Origin of the sequence: Gimesia sp., from assembly GCF_040219335.1 — a bacterium.
GTDB lineage: Bacteria > Planctomycetota > Planctomycetia > Planctomycetales > Planctomycetaceae > Gimesia.
This window is the reverse complement of record NZ_JAVJSQ010000014.1, coordinates 147,906-164,721: the sequence shown is the minus strand read 5'-3', so window position 1 is coordinate 164,721 and position 16,816 is coordinate 147,906. Positions and strand designations below refer to the sequence as shown.

The following is a 16,816-nucleotide window of genomic DNA, read 5'->3' as shown; positions in this document are numbered from 1 at the left end:
TAAGTCTCAAGGAACGAATTCGGCTGAATTTGGAAAAATGCTGCTGATTCTCTCAGGCAGGCAAATCACCTGCTGAGTGGGGGATAGCTGGGGCGTTGTCTGCAGCCTGTTGAATTGGTGGTCAGGCCTGGTGAGCCGGTTTTCAGGTTTCAAAACGAAAAAAATGCGTTCTTCACCCTCTGAGGGCTTGTCTGTCCATAGTCATTCCAGAATTGAATTGTTATGCTTAGCTTCCAAGGTGTTCCCATTTCAACTTACAAATAGAGTTTAATTTTACCAAAGAAGCGAAAATGGCTCGAAAGTCTCCCAGTCGTCTGGAAATGCGCCGTCAGGCAGAAGCGGCCGAAGCGGAAGAAAAATCATCTCCCAAGAAAAAAGCCACTAAAAAGAAGAAGGCGACCCGTAAGAAGAAGTCGGCTAAAGCTGATGTGCGCCGTCGTCTTGTCTGGGGTGTTTTCACAGGGAGTATGAAGGAAGAGTCTCGCTTCCCATACGATCAGCGTGATGCAGCAGTAGAGCGGATTGAACAACTGCGTGCCAAGAACGCCAAGAAACTGTACTTCATTCAGCCGGTCAAAGAACCCGTTGACGGGGAAGCCGTCGTTGCGAAGATTCCTGCCGACGAGACAGCAGATCTGGACGACGATGACACATTGAACAGCGACGATACCGATGATGACGATACCGACGCTAAAGATGATTCCGACGACCTGGACGATGTCGAACTGGATGACAGCGATGACGGAGACGATGTGGAAGAAAGTGATGATGATCTGGAAGAAGATCTCGACTGATTTCCGGTTTCCTGAAGTCCCCTGAACCGATTACAATAATCCCTGCAACTCCAGCGAGAATTGCAGGGATTTTTTTATGCCTGTTTCAGTTCCCGTGTGATGTCAGTTGTCACCAGAAGACGTTTATCGCTTAGAAAGAACCGGACGATGCAAACCCGCTTACGATCCTGGCTGAATGGTCGAAACGTGACTCTGTCCCTGGGACTCTGGCTCGTATGGAGCCTGACAGGTTGTGCAGAACAGCCGGTGCCTGCAGTGGAGGCTGCCACTCAACAGGCGGGGCAGCCCGCTTCTGTGGAGGACTCAGACGTCTGGCAGGTGATTTACGTGAGTGATCAGCGGATCGGCTATGCCCGTTCGCAGACGCACCGGTCAGGCGAAGGTGAGAACCGGGTTGTTTTTCAGCAGAGTGACTCTTATTTGAAGCTGAAGCGGTTTGGACAGGCTCTGAACCTGGAGACGCATCTGAAAACGAAAGAGACGCCAGCTGGTGAGTTGCTGGCTTATACCTTCGAAATGCAGAATCCCCCTGCTGCTTCAACGGTTTCTGAGGGCGAAGTACGCGAGGGGACCCTGCACATTCAAACCAGTGTGGCGAATCAGGCCAAACAGTCGCAGTTGAAATGGAAGCCGACATTTCATTCTCCCAGTTATATAGACCAGTTTTTTCAGAAGCAGCCACTCCAGCCGGGAGAGGAGCAGTCTTTCTCGATGCTGCTCCCCGAATACAATAAAGTGACCGAAGTGCAGCTCAAGGCCCTCGAATACGAAAAAACGGAGCTGTATGGCGGTGAAGAGGCCGAATGCCTGCACGTGGAGATGAAACAGTCTCTGTTGCCCGGAATGACGATTGATTTATATGTCACCCGGGAAGGGAAGATTCCCAAAACGGTGGCCGATTTTCTGGGATCGGCGATGATTACTTACACGGTTAGTAAAGAGGTCGCCCTGGAAGAGTTGTCTGGTAAGGAACTCGATCTGGCGGTGCAGACGCTGATCAAGGTTAAACCGATCCCCGGAGCGCATGATACAGAGCGTGTCGTCTATGAGATTACGCTGACCGATGGGGATCCGACGTCGGTGTTGCCGAAGACCGAGACGCAGAAAGTGGAAAAACTGGACGCACATCGGGCCCGGCTCACCGTGCAGAAGGCGGCAGCGCCCCGGGAGTTTCCCGCAGCGGACGTGGATGCTGAGTATCTGCAACCTTCCCAGTTTCTCCAGTCTGACGATCCACGTGTGATCGAGCATGCGAAGCAGGCGTTGCAGGCTGAAACGAATCCCTGGAAGCAGGCTGTGCAGATGGAAAAGTATGTGCACGAGCATCTGCGGAAGAAGAATTTTTCGACGGCACTGGCGTCTGCGGGCGAAGTGGCGAAGAATATGGAAGGGGATTGCACTGAGCACGCGGTGCTGCTGGCGGCAATGCTGCGGGCCATGAAGCTGCCTGCGCGCGTGGCGGTAGGTCTGGTCTACATTCCAAGTCGGGCGAGCTTCGGCGGGCATATGTGGACCGAGGTCTATCTGGATGGCCGCTGGATTCCCCTGGATGCGACTCTGGGAAAAGGGGGGATCGGTGCGGGGCACATTAAACTGGCGGACTCCAGTCTGTCTGAGAATGCCCCGGCACCACTGGCGATCTTTTTACCTATCTTACAGGCGGTGGGAAAACTTTCGATCGATGTGAAAGAGGCAACGCCTGGAACGGCGCGTTGAAGGGGGGAATTCTCTCTTTTCCCGTTGTAAGAGTTACATTGCGGAGGAAAAAACGATGGTTTTCCTTTTGCAATTCTTGCAATTTCCCCAAGGCGGAAAATTTCTCAGGAAACGCTGCCTGATTTATATCCCTGTTTTTCAGGTGTTTGCGGAGTGAATACTCAAAATTTGAAATGGTCTCTCCCGCATTGGCACGATTGCTGCATTATGTCTGCTGTGGGTAAAGAGAGAGACCCATGGAATTTTGAAGAGTTGAGAGACTTCAAAGTTCACGAGAGAAGAGAGAGATATTCCCACCGACCCGTGGAGGCGGGTCAGCCCACCCTGGGCCACTCCAAAACATCATCCCCATCTTAGAGCCGAGAGGATTCCCGTGTCCTCTCGGCCCTTTCTATTTACAGGCCGAGAAAACCGGTTGATCGCCTCAGATGTCATCGGGCATTGACGGAAGTTCCCAGTCCGACCCGTTCTCGTCTTCATTCTGTCTGAGTGCATTCAGCGCGGCCCGCTGTTCGGCTTCTTTTTTGGTGGAGCCCCAGGCCGGCTCATACTGGATCTCGCCGATGATGGCGGTCACCTTGAAAAACTTCGAATGATCGGGGCCTTTCTCATCGACCAGTTCGTAGACCGGGGTCTGAGAAAACTTCTTCTGCGAATACTGCTGTAACAGGCTCTTGTAATTGAAGCCGTGCACCGAGCGGGAGGCTTTCATGTTTTCGCGCTCGATCAGCGGATCCAGGAACTCGTGCACCGGCTCCATGCCGCCGTCGAGGTAGATTCCGGCGATGATCGCCTCGAACATGCCGGCCAGGAGCGATTCGGGGAGCGTCTCGGTCATCGCCAGTCCTTTACCGACGAAGATGAAACGATCGAGGCCTTTTTCGCGTGCCAGCCGGGTGCAGGTATTGCGGCTGACGACCGCCGACTTAATGCGGGTCAGCTCTCCCTCCGGAGAGTTGGGGAACTGGTGGAACAGCTTTTCACAGACCAGCGCACCCAGGATGGCGTCGCCGAGGAACTCGAGCCGCTCGTTGGAGTCCATGCGGGTCTTGGCTGCGGAAGTGTGGGTCAGGCAGCATTTCAGCAATTCATAGTTGTTGAACGAGTAACCCAGATTGTGTTGACACTCCTCAAGGAGTACGTCGATCTCTGCGGGACTGAGATCGTACAGCATGCGCACCTCCTGTGATTTGTGGCTTTGAGGAATATCAATGAATGATTTCAGAATCTGAAATGGCCCGCGGGAGTCTGAAATGATCTTCCCTAAGTATAGATAAATATTAACATTAGCAAAGATTTGAAGAAAACAGAAAAACTGGGGAATCGTCGAAATGGTTGAAAAATATTCAGGTTTTCAGGTGTTTTCGTGTGTCTGTGTACCGATTCCGGGACCCTGAAAGCGGCCAGATCAGAAATTTTTTTGAAGCAGTCCCAACAGAATTCCCGCTTCGGCTCGTAATAAAGACAGTCCAGCCGCTTGATGAAACGAGTGAAAGCTCGCTGTTGTGCACACAACACGATCACAATGGCCCGTCCGGGCAGGCGTGATCACCGCCATTTTTTCCGCCAATTGTATTTTTTTGTACTACGGATTTGAGTCAGCTATTTCTCATAGAATCCAGAAAGAGATGGCCCGAGGCATTTCTGTCAGCCATTTAATTTTAGGAGGGTAATTTTAATGAAAGCGTTAACAGCAAATCGAAACTGGATGTTCGCTATCATAGGTAGCGCTTGTCTGGTGGGTGCCGCAGTGGGAGTGGCTCAGAAAGATGTTTCTTCTGACGTCCCGGTGGCTGCGAATGCGACAGAGTTATCAAGTATATTCCGCGATGTGAGCAAACGGGTAATGCCTTCGATCGTATCGATCGAAACGGTCAGCAAAACGTCCCAGGTATCAAATCAGCAGATGCTGCCTTTTGGCGATGACTCCCCGTTCAAAGATCTGTTTGAAAATGATCCGCGGTTCAAGGACATGTTGAAGCAGCATCAGAACCAGCCGCGTCGGGCTCCCCGCAAGATGGGAACCGGTTCCGGGTTCATTATTAACAAGTCAGGTCTGATCATGACCAACTCTCACGTGGTGAATGGGGCCGATGTGGTCAAAGTCACCCTGAACGATGGTCGTGAATTCACCGCTTCGGACATCAAGACCGACCCGCGGTCTGACGTTGCCGTGATTAAGATCGATGCACCAGATCTGGTAGCCATTCCGCTGGGCGACAGCTCCAAGATGGAAATTGGTGACTGGGTACTGGCGATCGGTAACCCCTTCGGTATCGGTATGAGTGTGACGAACGGGATCATCAGTGCGAAGAGCCGGGGGCCGGGAATTAACGATCGTGAAGACTACCTGCAGACTGACGCAGCCATCAACCCTGGTAACAGTGGTGGTCCGCTGTTGAACCTGCGTGGCGAAGTGATCGGCATCAACACTGCCATCTCTAGCCGCAGTGGTGGCTACGATGGTGTCGGGTTTGCGATTCCGGTCAACATGGCTCGCTGGGTCTCCGGACAGTTAATCGATCATGGTATGGTAAAACGTTCGTTCCTGGGCGTAGGCATCCAGCCGATCAGCAACGATCTGTCCAAGTCCTTCGATATCAAAGTTGGTCAGGGAGCGATCATCACCCAGGTGATGGAGGATTCTCCGGCTGATAAAGCAGAACTCAAGACAGGTGACATCATCTTAAACTTCGCAGGTAAAGATGTTTCCGGTCCTCGGAATCTGCAGGGAATCGTCGAACAGTTGTCTGTTGGCAAATCCTACACGATGGAACTGTTACGGGATGGCAAACGCGTCCAATTGCAGGTCACCATGCAGGAAATGCCTAAGAGTTTCTCAGTCGCTAAGAATGAGTCTCCCCTGGAAGACTCCAGCAAAGGGAAGCAGAAGACCAGCGTCAACGATCTCAAAATTGAAGTTCAGCCTCTGACCAAAGAGCTGGCCAACCAGTTGGGCTACTCGGACGATGTTAACGGGGTGGTCATCACCTCGGTCGAGCCTGGTAGTGCTGCTGAAGAGGCCGGCCTGATGAAAGGCATGATCATTGAAAAGATTGGGACAACTGAAGTGACTACTATGGATCAGTTTAATCTCGGCTTGAAAGAAGCCAAAGAAAAAGACCGCGTTCTGCTGCTGGTTCGGAACCACAGCGGTGCCCGCTTCGTCGTGGTCCAGAAGTAGTTTCAGGATGGTACTCTCCTGAAAGGGGTGCCTGGTACAAGTCTCTGAGAAATGAGGCTTGTGCCGGCACCAGCAGCGGAAAGAGTTGTCCTCATTGAAAATTCCTCACCGCATCGTATGCGGTTCCGCGTTACGTCTCGGTGGTATTCCTGGAATACTGCCGAGGCGTTTTTTTATGCGCGGTCAGAGAGGGGGAACGCTATGAACCAGCTCAACTGGTAGGCAGCGGGGCCTTGCTCTCGGAGGGAACGTCTTTCTGAATCTGGTCGCTGTTGAAGACGACGTCGATCAGCGTGGTCACGCCGCGGTGTGACTTCGGGTTAAAGCCTTTGCGGATCTGCAATCGCCAGACCAACTCGCCGGTGAGGGAATCAATGCCTGCTTCATTGGTGGCGACGAACGTTTCAAAGCTCTGGCCCGGTTCCAGCTTCTGAGGTGCTGATTCCTGATTAATGTTCTGGCCTTTGATGTTCCATTCCCAGGAGGGGGGCATGTCGTAGACGAGTACCCGTTCGCCGTCCGGATGCCGTTGATCGAGGCGGCTGACGAAATTGTTGGCCCGCATGGGGGAATCGGGGTTCTTACCGGGCACGCGGGAGAGGAGCAGTTTCTGATCCAGGGGCTCGAAAGTCTGATCATCCGACATGTTTTCGAATTTGAGATAGAGCTTGAGAACGTCGCTCGACGTCGGTTCGCGAGTCCGGCTGGCATCGCCGGTGTAATGCTCGAACTCCAGAGGACCGCGGGTGACGCGGAGTGGGGTGACCATCACATTTCCGAAGCGTCGGCCCGGCCCACCCAGCTGGAGCGTATGCCCGGGAGGCAGTTCAGCATTTTCAGGGACCAGCTGCAGCGCGATTTCATCGTTCTTGATCGGGGGTTTAAGGTCGGGGAGACTTTCCAGCTGATGCGGATCACCCTGGTACTTCGCATAGAGCAACATCGCGACCATGATCGTTGCGGCGATCGCGTAGGTCAGCGTGAGTGTGAACAGTCGCTTGGAGACCGTTTTAGGTTTGCGGTAACTCTGTGGTGCTGGGGAAGCCGCCGGTTCCGGGGCCGCGGTTGTTGATTCGGTGGCCGCTGTCTCCATGGAAGCAGGAGTTTCACTGACTGCTTCCTCGCTGGTCTCTTCCGCGGCAGTCGCTGTTTCAGCTGTGTCCGCGGTGGCGTCCTCTGTTGCGGTCTCAGTTTCCGAGGTTTCGGATTCCGACTCCGCGGCCACTTCCTCTGTGGTCTGTTCGTCATTACTGCCGTCTGGCAGAAAGGAAAACGGGGAGGCGGTTTCGGATTCGGTCGGCTGTTCCTCTGCTTCGCTGTCTGTCGACTCTACAGCGGTTTCTGATTCGGCGTCGGTCGTGGTTTCTGTTGAAGCGGCTTCGGCCTCTGCTTCAATGGCTTCGTCTGCGGATGACTCGGGTTCGGCTACCTCTGCGTTGTCTTTGTCTGCTGATTCACTGTCGCCGCCCGGGAGGAAGTCGAATTTGGGTGTTTCGCGTTTTTCGGTTTTGCGAGCCTGATTACCACCCGGCAGGAAGGAGAAGGGAGAGGCTGTCTCTTCGTCTGCCGTGGCCTTTTCGCTGGCGGTTTCCTCAGAAGCCGTTTCCGAGTCTGCCTCGGCGACGGGTTCATCCTGGGTTTCTGCTTCCGCGTCTGCGGTCTCTGTCTCGCTGGCTTCCGCAGCTGGTGGATCCGCTGCTTCGTTGGCGTCCAGGGAGACGAGCACGGGTTCGCTGGTTTCGGGGTCAACCTGGAGGTGTACCTGGCAGAGTGGGCAGGCAACGACTTCGGCTACTTCTTCGATTTGGATGGAACCCCCACAGGCGGGGCAGGTGACTTCAATACTCATCCATTTCTCCGGTTGATGATAGACGCGTTGATGATATCTCAGGCATGAGCAGGACTGGCGGTAGTGAGGTCATCACCAGAAGTTCTGGCGGGCAGACGAATGTGATCTGGTGATGGGTATGAGCACTCAGAGGAGATCCTGCGACAATTGTCTCCAGTCTATTCTGTCCTGACTCTGGTACCGAAGCAAGTTTGATTGCCAGTCAAAGGGGACAAAAGACAAAACAGGCACGCTTGTCCACAACTGGATCTGTTCGGCGTTGGAGAGCCGGGATTCGTCGCTGAGTTCGGGGTCGACGTCATTCAGGATCAGGCCGGCGATTTTCAAGCCGCGCTGTTGCAGGGCTTCAATCGTCAGCAGGCTATGGTTGATGGTACCCAGACCGGCGCGGGCTACGATCAGCAGGGGATATTTCAGTTTCTCTGCGAAATCCACAATCAGCTGCTGAGACGAGAGGGGGCAGAGCACGCCTCCCACCCCTTCGACGATCAGGAACTCGGCTTGAGACTCCCACCAGCGAACTCCTTCCAGGAGCAGGGCTTCGTCGATGGAACGGCCCTCTTTTTCTGCGGCCACCGGTGGGGCCAGCGGGGCGTGAAAGATTTGCGGGCAGATCCGTTCAGGGGGCAGATCGGTACCGCCGATGGCCTGCCGCAGGAGTTCGACGTCTTCCCAGTAAGGCTGGCCCGTGGATTCGTCAATGACGCTGCCGCTGCATGCCGGTTTGTAGGCCCCGGTGCGAACCCCTTCTGAGGTCAATTGCCGGGCTATGGCAGCGGAAATGTAGCTTTTGCCGACGCCGGTATCGGTGCCGACAACCATCAATCCGGGGATCTGTAATGGATAAACGTCCACAAGCGGTGTCCTGCTGAGTCGGGATTCTTATCAGTTTCAGGGGAAGTACTGCCAGTCGCTGCTTGCGATCAGCCCTGCTCCGCTTTTATGATGAGAGGGGTACGAATGCAAACCGCAGGGCCGTTCCGGTCTGAAATTCAGGCCGAATTTTCAGACAGGGCCTGCGGGATCGAAACGAATATTCAGTATAGTAGCAATTCAGATTGTGTCATGAAAAAGAAAAAAGGATCTTCAGGGGGCGCCAGCCTCGACTCGCTGCTGGATACGATGACAAATGTGGTCGGAATTCTGGTCATTCTGCTCACCGTGACTCAGCTCGGTGTGGGGCAGGCCGTCGAACGTATTAAAGGTGCGGTCACTGAAGAAGCGATGGAAGAGTCTCAGCAGAACGTCAAAGAGCTGCGTGAGAAACTGGCGCTCGAAAAAGAACAGCTGGAAACCATCAAAGAGCTGACGCAGAAGAAAGATAACGTCAACGTTGAAGAACAGCAGGCCCTGGCAGAGAAGTTGAAGAAAGAGCTGGAGAAGCTCAAAGAAATCCGGGTCGATATCGATAAGCTCAAAAAGCAGATCGACGAACGCGATAAGCAGGTGCAGACGCTGGAGAAAGAGATTGTCACCAGGGAAAAAGAACTGGCAGACATCAAAGCAAAACTGGCGAAAACCCCCGATCCAGGGCCGACGCCGAATGCAAAAATCGTGAATCTGCCCAACCCCCGCGACGCACCCAAGGGGGCCAAGCCCATCGAGTACATCTGCCGTCATGGCCGTGTGATACGAGTGGAAATTCCCGCGCTGCAGCAGCTGGCCTACCAGGCGATTGCACAGAGTCGACTGGTAACTGCTCCCGAGCAGGCCGTGGACTGTGCGAAGCTGGAAGAGTTATTCGAAAACAAGAATGTGGGGAACCGGGACTGGCGGATTAAGCTCAAAGCCGTCGGGGGTGTTCCCTATCTTTTACTGGAGCTGCGCGAGGGGCGAGGCGATACTACGGAACGGTTGTCGAAGTCGAATGCCTTGTTTCGTCAGGAGATCCGTAAGATCAACCCGCAACTGTTCTATCTGGACTTCCGCGTCTGGGCAGACAGCTATGATACGTATCTTGTGGCGCGAAGTTATGCGGATCAGCGAGACCTGATGGCCGGCTGGACGGCTCTGGATCCCAATTCTGATTTCCGCGTTCCACTGGGAGGTAATCTGAAACTGACCTGTGAAGGTTACAAGCCGCCTCCCTCTTCTCCGAAACCGCCGGAACCGGATCTGCCACCGCCTACCAAGCGTGATCTGCCAGGCGGCAAGATCGACTGAGCAGCCTGCTCGAAAAGGGGCGCTGTGGTGACAATTCCCTCCCGTTGTGGGTGAACGAACTGGAGCCTCTAGTCAGATATGCCGTAATTTCGTCTGTCTGACAGCATTTCAAAATCGGACTGAGGTGTTTCCTTTATTGACAAGGATCTACAAAGCAACTGACGGGAAAAGTCTGCTTTGTTTACCCGGTTTGATGCGGACTTATCCGTTCGGTGCCGTTCTATTTTACCTATGATTCGCAGAGTCAGGTTCGGAAAGCTGAGTGAACCATCAATGGAGATTGATCAAAGAGTAACTCCAAGGTTTCCTTATGCTGTCCTCGACTGACGGTCGATTCAGTGTTGTGTAGCCCTGAAAAACAGGGTTCTGAGGAATTATCAAGTTCCTGTCTCAACATGAGGTTGAAAAGTCTGTGGTCTTAGAATCTTCCCCCCAGCATTCTCTGGAAATTGTCAAAGGGAAAACCCGGTTTCCCATGCGACCTCTCCAGGGAGACCGTCTGACAATCGGTGCGGGCACCTGTTGCGGTCTGCAGCTTTCCGGTCTGACGATGCCGATTCTGCATTCGGTACTCCAGATTGCAGAGGGCGAAGTCACCATCGAGGCACTTGCTCCTCAACCCAGACTGTTACTCAACGGGATTCCGCATCAGACGTCAGTACTGGCTGACGGTGATGTGATCACCATCGGTCCCATTGAATTTGTGTTTCGACAGGGTCAGCATTCCCAGCCAGCCATGAGCATTTCCCGCGCAGGATTATCTGGCTCGCCTGCTGAGACGAGCGCTCCCATCACCCCAGATAAAAGAGATCACTCAATGACGAATGAAACAATTCTCAAGGACCTGTCCGCATCTGAACTGGTCGACCTGATCGAACAGGACGTACAGATGATCGAGCAGTATGAGTCCCGGAGAGAGCAGGGAGCCGCTGCCCTGCTGTCACAGGTACATCAACTGAAAGACGAACCGGAGCATGACCAGCTGTCTGTTGAGGAACAGTCGGAACTGATGGCTGACCTGGAAACGATGATGGAAGAGCTGACACGTTTCTCGGCAGAACTCCAGCTGCGTGCGGATCAACTGACCAGCCGCGAGCGTCAGTATGAAGCTGCTGCTGCTTCCCTGCTGGAAACACAGGAGAAGCTGGCATCTCAGTTGGATACAACCCTGGATCACGTCGGTTCGCTCCGGGATGATCGGAAAGAAGATGGCGGTTCCCACCGGGCCATCGCTTAAGCAAACAATATTATTGCGATCAATCCTGTGTGCGGTCAGTTATCTGACTCACACAGGATTTTTTTATGCGCGGCACATGACCCCCTGCTAAAGCCATAAAAAAGACCGTGTGGGAACACGGTCTGGGTCGATCTCGATTTCAGTCTTATGAGCAGCGAAGCTCAGGAAGCTTCGCGGAACCGCAGTGACGGCTTTTCGATGGTGACGATCGTATTGGGCAGCACGCTCTTCATCAGCGAGACACTGGCGCCAATCACGGAGTCGTGGCCGATGACAGTATCGCCTCCCAGGATGGTGGCGTTCGCGTATATCACAACGCCCCGCTCGATGGTGGGGTGACGCTTCTGTTCGCGAATGATGCGGCCTTCCGAGTCTTTGGGAAAGCTGAGTGCCCCGAGCGTGACCCCCTGGTAGACCTTCACATGTTCGGCGATTTCACAGGTCTCTCCAATTACGACACCGGTACCGTGGTCGATAAAGAACGAGTGGCCGATGGTGGCACCCGGGTGAATATCGATCCCGGTCTGTGAGTGAGCCCATTCCGAGAGCATACGCGGGATGATGGGCACATTGAGTCGGTATAACTGATGGGCGAGCCGGTAAACGGTGATAGCTTCCAGTCCGGGGTAGCAGAAGATGATTTCATCGAAGCAGGTCGCTGCGGGGTCTCCGTCGAGAGCCGCCTGGACGTCGGTTGCCAGGGCGCGGCGGATTTCCGGAATGGTTTCCAGGAACTGAATCGTTTTCTTCTGTCCTTCCGCTTCGAAGTCGATCTGCTGCAGTTTCTCGCAGTCGGCTCCGTGTTGCTGGACATGCTGGTGCCGCAGGGCACGGCCGATTTGTACGGTGAGAATATCGTGCAGGGAGTCAATAATGTTCCCCACATGGTATGTCACGTTGCTCATGTGCAGGTTCTGACGACGACTGTATCCGGGAAAGATAACGTCTTTCAGTTCCTGGGCGGCTTCAATCACGGCGTCCTGGCTGGGAAGCGGACAATGCCCCAGATGATGAATGGTGCCAATCTCGTGGTAAGTTTCCACGATTCGGTCAGTCAGTTCAGGGAGCCGTTCTTTTTGCCGAAAATCCGTAGCCATTTGAATTTTCCTGCCTGTATGCGAGTGTCGATTGTGGGGCGGGTGCCTGATTTCAATCCCTGCTGATCAGGACACGCTGTGATCGATAAAAGTTCTTTATTTTGCCTTAGCTGACAGGCACCATTCCTGCAATTCTATGCTCGCCGGCAAAACAACGACAAGTAGACAGAGGAAAAAATGCTGCTTAGTCTCAAATCGGCGTCCTGATCACCGGAAATTGAGTATTTCTTACAATCCCTCTATCCGGATGTGTGGATCGGCAGACATCGTCCTGTCACAGATTGCCTGCGCAGAAGGGCAACTCTGTCCCCTGTGCCCACTCGTGCAAAAAACGAACTTCGTAAGTTGCTCACACAAAACACGATACAGCATGGCAGTGGTCAGCTTACCCAATCTGAACTCAGGCAAACTTATCAATGCCTGCGACGCGGGAAGCCGATAAAACAGAGAGAAGGGGGAACCGCCTCCTTCGTATCCGAAGTAGACCCGTGATGAATATGTAATATGAGGGCACCCTGTGAACCATTCCACCAGATCTCTTCGCTGGCTCACGCCGACCATCCGTCGGGAACGGAATGAGTGGGAGGCGTTTTGTGCCCGCGTGAATGATACAGAACCGCTGCCGCGGAATGCGGCAGTCCTGTCTTCTCTGCAGGACCAGTTTCGCGAACTGGATCAACAGAACCGGGAACTGAAAATCCCCGCGTTGCATCAGGAACTGAAACAGCTGCAGGCGCGGGTGAATGTGATTCTGCAGCGGTGCCGCCTGTATCTGGATGCGACCGCGGTTCGGACACTCTCTGCATCACAGTTGCCGCACCTCACACGGATTCTGGACTTTGTTCAGACCGAGCTGGTCTATTTGCGACAACAGCTGTTACTTTCACAGACGACGGTCCATTATCTCAAACAACTTGTACTGGCGGCTGAAGATATCTGGACGCAGTCCTACTGCAACCCGAATTACCTGTTGAATCTGATTCGGAAGATTAAACACGACGATGCGCATCTGGACGATCCGGGTCAGTTGCTGTTTCTGTCACTGCGGGATATGGAAGCGGTGGCTCGCGAGCAGATTGCCCATCCGGATATTCTGATCTATCTACGTGGGTTGGAAGTCGCGCGGTGCAGTTATTATGTGAGCCGCCAGATTCCGGCGTGGCGCGACAGCTGCGATCTGTTAATGATGGCCGGCATGCTGCACGACCTGGGTTGGCTGATGCTGAATCCCCAGCTGGCGAAGAAAGCAGACGGCCAGGAGAATCAGAGAAATGACGAACGGGGTGAGCATCCGATTCTGGGAGCTGCTCTGTTGGGTGGCCTGCGGGGCTTTCCGGGCGACTCGTACCTGTCTGAGGTCGTGGCTCAGCATCACGAACGACTGGACGGGACCGGCTATCCACGTCGGCTGCATACGTATCACCTGGGCGAACATTCGCGGCGGATGGGAGTGATCTGCCGCTACCTCGAACTGAAAAACGATCGTCGAGAACTGACGGCCGACGGCATCCGTACCTGCGATGGGGAAGAGCTGGCCTTCGGTGCGGCTTTGCAACTGTATCGAGAAACCCTGCAGGGGGAATGGGATGCGAAGGTCTCGGATGAACTGTTTCTGGCGTTGGATAAGCAGCTGCCTGAAGAACTGCATGAGGCAGATCGACACAACGATCCCTTTTCACTGAAACGTTTTCAAAGTTATCGACCCGATGCGGCGCATACCGCACTGGCGTCGCCCCATTTTTCGCTGGATCCGGAATCCCGGTTAAAAGATTCTGTTACTGATCACCAGACTGAGATATGACACGTAAAAAGAACGCACCTGCAGAGACCATGACTCTGGAAAGTGACAGCTACTGGTTCGAAGCCCGGCAGCCCCTGGTCTGCCTGGTATTTCTGACGCCGCTGCTGCTGATCTATGAACTGGGTGTCCTCTCGATGGGAGGCAGTCAGCCGGAACTGATCCGCAATGGCGCGGATTACTGGATGCGGAGCTGGCTTTCACAACTGGGACTGACACAGACCTTTCTGCTGCCCTGCCTGATTGTGGGAACGCTGCTGGTCTGGCATATGTGCTGCAAACATCCGTGGAAGGTTTCAGCGGAGACGCTGGTGGGGATGTTCGCGGAGAGCCTGTTGTTTGCCTTCTGTCTGATCGTGCTGGGCCAGGTGCAGGATCTGGTCTTTCAGCAGTTGCCCTCGCCGGTGATGATGTTTATCAAACAGGAATCGGCTTCACGCGTCGTCAGTTTTGTGGGAGCAGGCGTGTATGAAGAGGTAATGTTTAGGCTGTTGCTGCTGCCGATCTGTTATCTGCTGTTCCGGGGAATGATGCTGCAGGCCCGCTGGTCGGCGGTGCTGGCGATTATTTCCACGAGCCTGATCTTCTCGCTGGCGCATTACATCGGTGCCACCGGGGATCAGTTTTCGGTATTCAGCTTCACTTTCCGCACGCTGGCGGGATTGTTCTTCGCCGGACTGTTTTTTCTGCGGGGGTTTGGCATCACCGTGGGTGCGCACGCGACCTACGATATTATCGTGGGTGTGATGATGCTGGAGATTACAGTCGAATAAGACCGCTGCTGGCCGGTTCTACCAGAAGCTGTAGTAGCTGCCCCGTCCATAGCCGACATTAAAGCCGGACTGGAAGACAATGCTCTGATAGAGTGTGGGACGGTAAGGCCAGATTCCGCAGTAAGGACCGTAATACCCGCCGAAGTAGCCGGGATAATAGGACCAGGGGGTGCCGTAGTAGGAGCCCCAGTAGGGCGTATAGCTTCCCCAGAGCGGTCCATAGCTGCCGAGTCCGCCCCAGACGCCGTAGCTGCTGTACGCCGGGTAATATGAGCTGGCGATCCCCGAGAAGGGGGAGCAGTAACAGGATGAGTACGAACCCCAGGCGCCGCAGAACGGGCGAAAATAGTAGCCCGAGTTAAAGCTGTTCCCGAAAAAGCTGTTCCCGAAATAAGAGTAGCTTGTACGCGGATAGTAGTTATACCCGTAATACGCGGGGCGGTAGTAACGATAGCCGTAGGCGAACGATGAGTAAGGCCGATAGCGGTAGGTGTAGCGCCGTCCGCCGTATCCGTAGAATGTGGAGCGGGCCACGGGAGGATAGGGACGATACGAAACGGCGTTGTAGCGATAGCCGTTGTAACCATACCTGTTGTAGTGCGTACGGCGGTACTGTGAATAGACGGACGAAGCGTGGGGATTGCGCTGATATGAGTAGCTGCTGCGATGCGCGGCTTCGGTGGAAGTGGCGCTGCAGAGAACGATCAGGCAGAGAACGGCGCTGAGTCGTTGCCACACGGGTCGAGAAAACAGTAGATCGCGTATCATGATTTCGGTTCCCCCGTCATCCATGACGTAGATCAGTCTGATCCCTTACGTTGATGTTTCAGAACTCGAACAGCGACTGCGTCTTCACCACGGCCAGTTCATCGGGGAAAGTATGAAAGGCGTGAATCAACAGGCTGTTCTGATTGGCTTCGTAATCGATGATGCTTAACGCACCGGGGGTCAGGCGGCTTTCCGAGATGAAATGATACGCCAGGTCGGCCCCTTGGGCATCCATCAGATATTCTTCGTGTACGTTTTTGAAAATGACGTAATCCAGTTCCTCGAGCTGATAGCTCACCTGGTAATACAGGCCGGACTCCAGTCGTACGGATTCAGAACGGCAGCCGCGTACCGGTTTTTCCAGCAGTCGTTTCTGGCTGGGCAGCGGATTCTGAAATGAAGTCAGAATCTCACAGACCGCGTGGCCTTTGTGTTGAATGCTGGCAATGTGGCCGGTTTCACAGACTCGCAGTGTGGCTGCGAAGTCTTTCTGCAGAATGTCAACCGAGGCGCAGGTGGTGTAGAGCTCCGGGTGAATCGAGCGCCCAATTAAGCGAAAGATCAGATCGTTTACTTTCGGTCTGGCGGAACGGACACTCATTGTTATGAATCCAGTGATTGGAACTGTCTGTCATATAAACACTTAGTATCAGAGACTGTCGGTGCGCCCGACAGGACCCGGGTGGTCTGAAACTCTGAATGGCTCGATTCTAAGCGATCGGCAGACTAAATCCAAACATGCATTCCCAAGAAATTCAAAGTCGCCCCGAATTTTGATAAAGCCCGCATTGGAATTGACTTTGCTCGCAGGCAGGTTCTCTTCAAAGCCCGCTATTCAAGAAGGGACTTGACTCACGTACAAATGTAATTAAACTGCGACAATTACACTTGTACTTGAGGGGAGAGGCATGACGGAACGACCCGCCTTATCGAAAGGCGAAATGGAAGTGGCCCGCGCCTTGTGGGATCTGAAACAGGCGACGGTCCGCGAAGTGTTTGGAACATTTCCCGAGTCGCGGGGCATCGATTTCACCACGGTGCAGACCTATCTGCGCAGACTGGAACAGAAGGGCTACATCAAGGCCCGGCTGGAGGGGCGGACCCGCGTCTATTCGCCACGGATCAAACCCCGTACCGTCATTCGCGAAACGGTTGACGACCTGGTCGACCGTCTGTTTGCCGGCGAGGCGTTCCCGTTGATACAGCATCTGATCGAAGATCGCCACGTCAGCCGTAAAGATCTGGACGCGTTAAAATCATTGCTGGATGAGTTAACGGAGGAGCGGGATGGCGGCAATCAGTCCTGAATGGATTAATCTCGTCTGGCTAACCTACGAGTTTGTGCGACAGGCGGGATTAACTTACCAGAAACAGGGTAAGCGTTGTTTCCTGCTGGTCACACCGTCCCTGCCCCAGGTTGGAGATAAAAAATAACTC

General features: G+C 54.0%; 15 protein-coding genes. 9 read left to right on the top strand and 6 right to left on the bottom strand.

What is annotated here, in order from left to right:
- Window positions 1-290 precede the first annotated feature (290 nt).
- Entirely contained in the window at window positions 291-794 is a 504-nt protein-coding gene (locus tag RID21_RS12235) for a hypothetical protein (RefSeq protein ID WP_350189254.1), read from the top strand.
- Window positions 795-941: 147 nt separating this feature from the next.
- The gene (locus RID21_RS12230) at window positions 942-2,510 is read left to right on the top strand and encodes a transglutaminase-like domain-containing protein (RefSeq protein WP_350189252.1); all 1,569 of its coding nucleotides are present in this window, start codon (window positions 942-944) and stop codon (window positions 2,508-2,510) included.
- Between the two features lie 424 nt (window positions 2,511-2,934).
- Here the strand turns inward: RID21_RS12230 and rnc are convergent, their stop codons facing one another.
- Complete coding sequence (gene rnc / locus RID21_RS12225; protein WP_350189250.1) at window positions 2,935-3,684, bottom strand: ribonuclease III; 750 nt, start codon at window positions 3,682-3,684, stop codon at window positions 2,935-2,937.
- A 504-nt stretch (window positions 3,685-4,188) separates the two neighbouring features.
- Between rnc and RID21_RS12220 the strand changes: the two genes are divergently transcribed.
- On the top strand, window positions 4,189-5,694 hold the full coding sequence (locus tag RID21_RS12220) for a Do family serine endopeptidase (protein ID WP_350189248.1): 1,506 nt from the start codon (window positions 4,189-4,191) through the stop codon (window positions 5,692-5,694).
- Between the two features lie 211 nt (window positions 5,695-5,905).
- Here RID21_RS12220 and RID21_RS12215 read toward each other — a convergent pair whose 3' ends face one another.
- Both RID21_RS12215 and bioD read right to left on the bottom strand, forming a co-directional pair.
- A complete protein-coding gene (locus RID21_RS12215) occupies window positions 5,906-7,543 on the bottom strand; it encodes a hypothetical protein (RefSeq protein ID WP_350189246.1) in 1,638 nt (545 codons plus the stop codon).
- 126 nt (window positions 7,544-7,669) lie between these two features.
- Window positions 7,670-8,398 (bottom strand): dethiobiotin synthase, encoded by a 729-nt coding sequence (bioD, locus tag RID21_RS12210; RefSeq protein ID WP_350189244.1) that lies wholly within the window; start codon window positions 8,396-8,398, stop codon window positions 7,670-7,672.
- A gap of 210 nt (window positions 8,399-8,608) precedes the next feature.
- Between bioD and RID21_RS12205 the strand changes: the two genes are divergently transcribed.
- Both RID21_RS12205 and RID21_RS12200 read left to right on the top strand, forming a co-directional pair.
- Window positions 8,609-9,706, top strand: a complete 1,098-nt coding sequence (locus RID21_RS12205; RefSeq protein ID WP_155365069.1) for a hypothetical protein — start codon at window positions 8,609-8,611, stop codon at window positions 9,704-9,706.
- Between the two features lie 412 nt (window positions 9,707-10,118).
- Window positions 10,119-10,943 carry an FHA domain-containing protein gene (locus RID21_RS12200; RefSeq protein WP_350189242.1) on the top strand — a complete coding sequence of 275 codons (825 nt, stop codon included), beginning with the start codon at window positions 10,119-10,121 and terminating at the stop codon, window positions 10,941-10,943.
- A 161-nt stretch (window positions 10,944-11,104) separates the two neighbouring features.
- Here RID21_RS12200 and RID21_RS12195 read toward each other — a convergent pair whose 3' ends face one another.
- On the bottom strand, window positions 11,105-12,040 hold the full coding sequence (locus tag RID21_RS12195) for a serine acetyltransferase (protein ID WP_145044908.1): 936 nt from the start codon (window positions 12,038-12,040) through the stop codon (window positions 11,105-11,107).
- 517 nt (window positions 12,041-12,557) lie between these two features.
- Here RID21_RS12195 and RID21_RS12190 point away from each other — a divergent pair.
- Both RID21_RS12190 and RID21_RS12185 read left to right on the top strand, forming a co-directional pair.
- Complete coding sequence (locus RID21_RS12190; protein ID WP_350189240.1) at window positions 12,558-13,841, top strand: HD-GYP domain-containing protein; 1,284 nt, start codon at window positions 12,558-12,560, stop codon at window positions 13,839-13,841.
- Window positions 13,838-14,611, top strand: a complete 774-nt coding sequence (locus RID21_RS12185) for a CPBP family intramembrane glutamic endopeptidase (protein ID WP_145443043.1) — start codon at window positions 13,838-13,840, stop codon at window positions 14,609-14,611. The genes RID21_RS12190 and RID21_RS12185 overlap by 4 nt, the downstream gene beginning before the upstream one ends.
- A gap of 18 nt (window positions 14,612-14,629) precedes the next feature.
- Here RID21_RS12185 and RID21_RS12180 read toward each other — a convergent pair whose 3' ends face one another.
- On the bottom strand, window positions 14,630-15,379 hold the full coding sequence (locus RID21_RS12180) for a hypothetical protein (RefSeq protein ID WP_350189238.1): 750 nt from the start codon (window positions 15,377-15,379) through the stop codon (window positions 14,630-14,632).
- Between the two features lie 58 nt (window positions 15,380-15,437).
- Window positions 15,438-15,980, bottom strand: a complete 543-nt coding sequence (locus tag RID21_RS12175; protein ID WP_350189236.1) for a DUF2617 family protein — start codon at window positions 15,978-15,980, stop codon at window positions 15,438-15,440.
- 307 nt (window positions 15,981-16,287) lie between these two features.
- Here RID21_RS12175 and RID21_RS12170 point away from each other — a divergent pair, with 307 nt between their 5' ends.
- Window positions 16,288-16,686 carry a BlaI/MecI/CopY family transcriptional regulator gene (locus RID21_RS12170; RefSeq protein ID WP_350189234.1) on the top strand — a complete coding sequence of 133 codons (399 nt, stop codon included), beginning with the start codon at window positions 16,288-16,290 and terminating at the stop codon, window positions 16,684-16,686.
- A complete protein-coding gene (locus tag RID21_RS12165) occupies window positions 16,667-16,813 on the top strand; it encodes a hypothetical protein (RefSeq protein WP_350189232.1) in 147 nt (48 codons plus the stop codon). Before RID21_RS12170 ends, RID21_RS12165 begins: the two co-directional genes overlap by 20 nt.
- Window positions 16,814-16,816: the final 3 nt, after the last annotated feature.

What these genes read in the sequence shown, in the direction of transcription:
- RID21_RS12230 (WP_350189252.1), top strand. Translation starts at nt 942, where the DNA reads ATGCAAACCCGCTTACGATCCTGGCTGAATGGTCGAAACGTGACTCTG.
- RID21_RS12175 (WP_350189236.1), bottom strand. Translation starts at nt 15,980, where the DNA reads ATGAGTGTCCGTTCCGCCAGACCGAAAGTAAACGATCTGATCTTTCGC.
- RID21_RS12195 (WP_145044908.1), bottom strand. Translation starts at nt 12,040, where the DNA reads ATGGCTACGGATTTTCGGCAAAAAGAACGGCTCCCTGAACTGACTGAC.
- rnc (WP_350189250.1), bottom strand. Translation starts at nt 3,684, where the DNA reads ATGCTGTACGATCTCAGTCCCGCAGAGATCGACGTACTCCTTGAGGAG.
- RID21_RS12180 (WP_350189238.1), bottom strand. Translation starts at nt 15,379, where the DNA reads ATGATACGCGATCTACTGTTTTCTCGACCCGTGTGGCAACGACTCAGC.
- RID21_RS12165 (WP_350189232.1), top strand. Translation starts at nt 16,667, where the DNA reads ATGGCGGCAATCAGTCCTGAATGGATTAATCTCGTCTGGCTAACCTAC.
- RID21_RS12185 (WP_145443043.1), top strand. Translation starts at nt 13,838, where the DNA reads ATGACACGTAAAAAGAACGCACCTGCAGAGACCATGACTCTGGAAAGT.
- RID21_RS12235 (WP_350189254.1), top strand. Translation starts at nt 291, where the DNA reads ATGGCTCGAAAGTCTCCCAGTCGTCTGGAAATGCGCCGTCAGGCAGAA.
- RID21_RS12220 (WP_350189248.1), top strand. Translation starts at nt 4,189, where the DNA reads ATGAAAGCGTTAACAGCAAATCGAAACTGGATGTTCGCTATCATAGGT.
- RID21_RS12215 (WP_350189246.1), bottom strand. Translation starts at nt 7,543, where the DNA reads ATGAGTATTGAAGTCACCTGCCCCGCCTGTGGGGGTTCCATCCAAATC.
- RID21_RS12205 (WP_155365069.1), top strand. Translation starts at nt 8,609, where the DNA reads ATGAAAAAGAAAAAAGGATCTTCAGGGGGCGCCAGCCTCGACTCGCTG.
- RID21_RS12170 (WP_350189234.1), top strand. Translation starts at nt 16,288, where the DNA reads ATGACGGAACGACCCGCCTTATCGAAAGGCGAAATGGAAGTGGCCCGC.